Here is a 2,520-nt window from a genome sequence, read left to right on the forward strand (position 1 = left end):
TCCTCGCTCAGCGCGACGTCGTGCAAGCCTCCGTACAGCTCCGAGGACGAGGCCTGGTAGAACTTGGTCGCGATGCCGGTCTTGCGGATCGCGTCCAGGATGCGCAGCGTGCCGATGGCGTTGGTCTCGGCGGTGAACTCCGGGATCTGGAACGAGATGTGCACGTGCGATTGCGCACCCAGGTTGTAGATCTCCGACGGGCGCACGTCCTCCAGAATGCGGTTGAGGCTGCTGGAGTCCATGAGATCCCCGTAGTGCAGGAATAACCGGCGTTGTGAATGCGTATCGGAATACAGGTGATCGATGCGGTCGGTATTGAAATTCGACGCACGCCGGATAATCCCGTGGACCTCGTATCCCTGCTGCAACAGGAATTCGGTCAGATAAGACCCGTCCTGGCCGGTGATGCCGGTTATCAAAGCTTTTCTCATCAAACCTCCAACCCGAAGACTAACGGGTCTCGAAAATGGCGGCAACACCTATCTTTCGGCCGCCGCCGGTACTAAAATTCGATCGCATGAGCGCGGCCTCCGAAAAAACTCTGGTCATGATTCCGACATACAACGAGCGTCGCAACGTCGGGTCGTTGCTTGCTCAGATCCTGGAACAGGGCACCGATTTCGATGTCCTGTTCGTCGACGACAACTCCCCCGACGGCACCGGTGACCTGCTCGAAGAGCTGGCGCACGAGCACTCGCCGCGAATTCACGTGCTGCACAGGGCTGGTCGCCAGGGCGTGGGTTCCGCGCATCAGGCCGGTATTCGCTGGGCCTACGCGCAGGGGTACCGGCACATCATCACGATGGACTCCGATTTCGCGCATCCGCCGTCGTATCTTCCGGCATTGCGCGCCGCCGCCGACGGTTTCGACATCGTCGTCGGCTCGCGATATCTGAAAGAGGACAGCCTGGCCGACTGGACTCCCTTCCGCAAGGTCCTCACCCGGGTCGGGCATTTTCTCACCGTGACATTGCTGCGGATGCCCTACGATGCCACCGGCGCGTTCCGATACTACCGTCTGGACGCTGTTCCGGTAGAGGCTTTCGATAAGGTCCGGTCGACCGGGTACTCGTTCTTCTTCGAAAGCCTCTACATCCTGAACGCCAACGGTTTCCGGATCGAGCAGGTGCCCATTCACGTGCTCAACCGCACCGCCGGCGCGTCGAAGATGCGCACCCGCGACGTGGCGACCAGCGTGCGTTTCCTGCTGGTGCTGTGCGCGGAGAAGTACTTCCGGCCCAGCCGCCATCGCATCAGTTCGCTCGTGCACCGGTGACCCTCCCGGCCAGCCAGTCGATCACCGCCGCCGCCTCCGGCCACTCGGGGCCGGTGGCGGTGACCGGGAACTGGTCGTCGACATAGTCTTTGGCGAACTCCGAGCGGGAGCCCACCGCGTCGCGGACCTCGGCCAGCGTCACGGTCGTGCGTGCGCCCACCTCGCGCAGGCCGGTGTCGCCGAGATGCTCGGCGATCCAGTCCGCGCACCAGTCCACCGGCGCGAAGCTCTGCCGCGAGCGGCCACTGGCGAACACCGGCCGGTCGGCGGCCATGTCGGCGAGCACTCCCTTGCGGTAGTCACCGCCGTACATCGGGCCCAGCCGGACCACGAAAGTGTCATCGCCGGAACACAATTGCTCCGCTTCGGCGCGATGGCGTCCGTACACCGTGTCCAGTTGGGTGCGCGCGGAGATGCTGCTGATCTGCACGAACCGGTCCCAGCGCCACTGCTCGCGCAGCAGGCGCGTCTTGTCCAGCGTCTCCGCGTGGTCGGCATCCGGATTGTGCTCGGCCCAGAAGCGTTTCGACGGGCAGGCGGCATTGATCAGCACGTCGTAGCGGCCCGCGGTGCGGTGGCGTTCGTGGTCGGCGCGCACCACCGGCACCACCTCCCATCGGGCGTGCTTGCCGAGCGCCTCGGTGAGCGCGGCGCCCACATAGCCCGCCGCGCCGACCACGGCCACGCGCAGCCTGCTCATGCCGTGCCCTCCCGGGAATGCCTCAAGACCGTATCGCTCATGCTGTGTCGTCTTCCGGCATGAGCGGGGCCCTGCATGGTCACGCTTCGCTGCCGCTTCCGGGCCGGACCGCTCATGCCTGGTTGCCTTCCAAGGTGTGCGGCAGCGGCGCTACCTGGACGATCGGCGGGTCGCACTCGTCCCACGGCTTGGTCAGCATGGCGATGAAGGTCAGCGGCGTGATGGAGTACACCGTGTGCATCACCCCGATCGGGGTGCGCGTGCAGATGCCCTTGGACACGTGGATGAACTCTTCGGGGCAGTCCGGATCCTCATGGTCGTCCTTGGTCACCAGCACGCCGTTGCCCTCGACGAACAGCAGGTACTCGACGAAGTGCGGGTGGTAGTGCAAGCCGCGCACCTTGCCCGGGTGCATGTAGATCAGGTTGAACTCCAGCAGGGGCTCCGGGGGCACCCACGTGAATATGCCGCCGCGCCCATCGCGGACGGTGTCGAGATTGCACGACGGGGTGAGAACTTCGACCTTCATTACTGCATCCCTTCA

Annotated in this window: 4 protein-coding genes; 1 reads left to right on the forward strand and 3 read right to left on the reverse strand. The window is 64.4% G+C overall.

Going from position 1 to position 2,520, the window contains the following annotated elements:
• The coding region (locus ON34_RS31250) for a GDP-mannose 4,6-dehydratase (RefSeq protein ID WP_040786620.1) at positions 1-431 on the reverse strand (431 nt) is incomplete at its 3' end.
• 116 nt (positions 432-547) lie between these two features.
• On the opposite strand from ON34_RS31250, the gene ON34_RS31255 reads away from it, so the two are divergent.
• Positions 548-1,276 (forward strand): polyprenol monophosphomannose synthase, encoded by a 729-nt coding sequence (locus tag ON34_RS31255; protein ID WP_157172538.1) that lies wholly within the window; start codon positions 548-550, stop codon positions 1,274-1,276.
• On the opposite strand, the gene ON34_RS31260 is transcribed toward ON34_RS31255, so the two are convergent.
• Positions 1,254-1,976, reverse strand: coding sequence for an NAD-dependent epimerase/dehydratase family protein (locus ON34_RS31260; RefSeq protein ID WP_218003960.1), 723 nt, complete (start codon positions 1,974-1,976; stop codon positions 1,254-1,256). The two genes, ON34_RS31255 and ON34_RS31260, sit on opposite strands and share 23 nt — an antisense overlap.
• 112 nt (positions 1,977-2,088) lie before the next feature.
• A complete protein-coding gene (locus ON34_RS31265; protein ID WP_040786623.1) occupies positions 2,089-2,505 on the reverse strand; it encodes a cupin domain-containing protein in 417 nt (138 codons plus the stop codon).
• Between the last annotated feature and the right edge of the window lie 15 nt (positions 2,506-2,520).

The sequence above is a fragment of the Nocardia pneumoniae NBRC 100136 genome (genome assembly GCF_000308755.1).
Classification (GTDB): Bacteria; Actinomycetota; Actinomycetes; order Mycobacteriales; family Mycobacteriaceae; genus Nocardia; species Nocardia pneumoniae.

What these genes read in the sequence shown, in the direction of transcription:
- ON34_RS31255 (WP_157172538.1), top strand. Translation starts at nt 548, where the DNA reads ATGATTCCGACATACAACGAGCGTCGCAACGTCGGGTCGTTGCTTGCT.
- ON34_RS31260 (WP_218003960.1), bottom strand. Translation starts at nt 1,976, where the DNA reads ATGAGCAGGCTGCGCGTGGCCGTGGTCGGCGCGGCGGGCTATGTGGGC.
- ON34_RS31265 (WP_040786623.1), bottom strand. Translation starts at nt 2,505, where the DNA reads ATGAAGGTCGAAGTTCTCACCCCGTCGTGCAATCTCGACACCGTCCGC.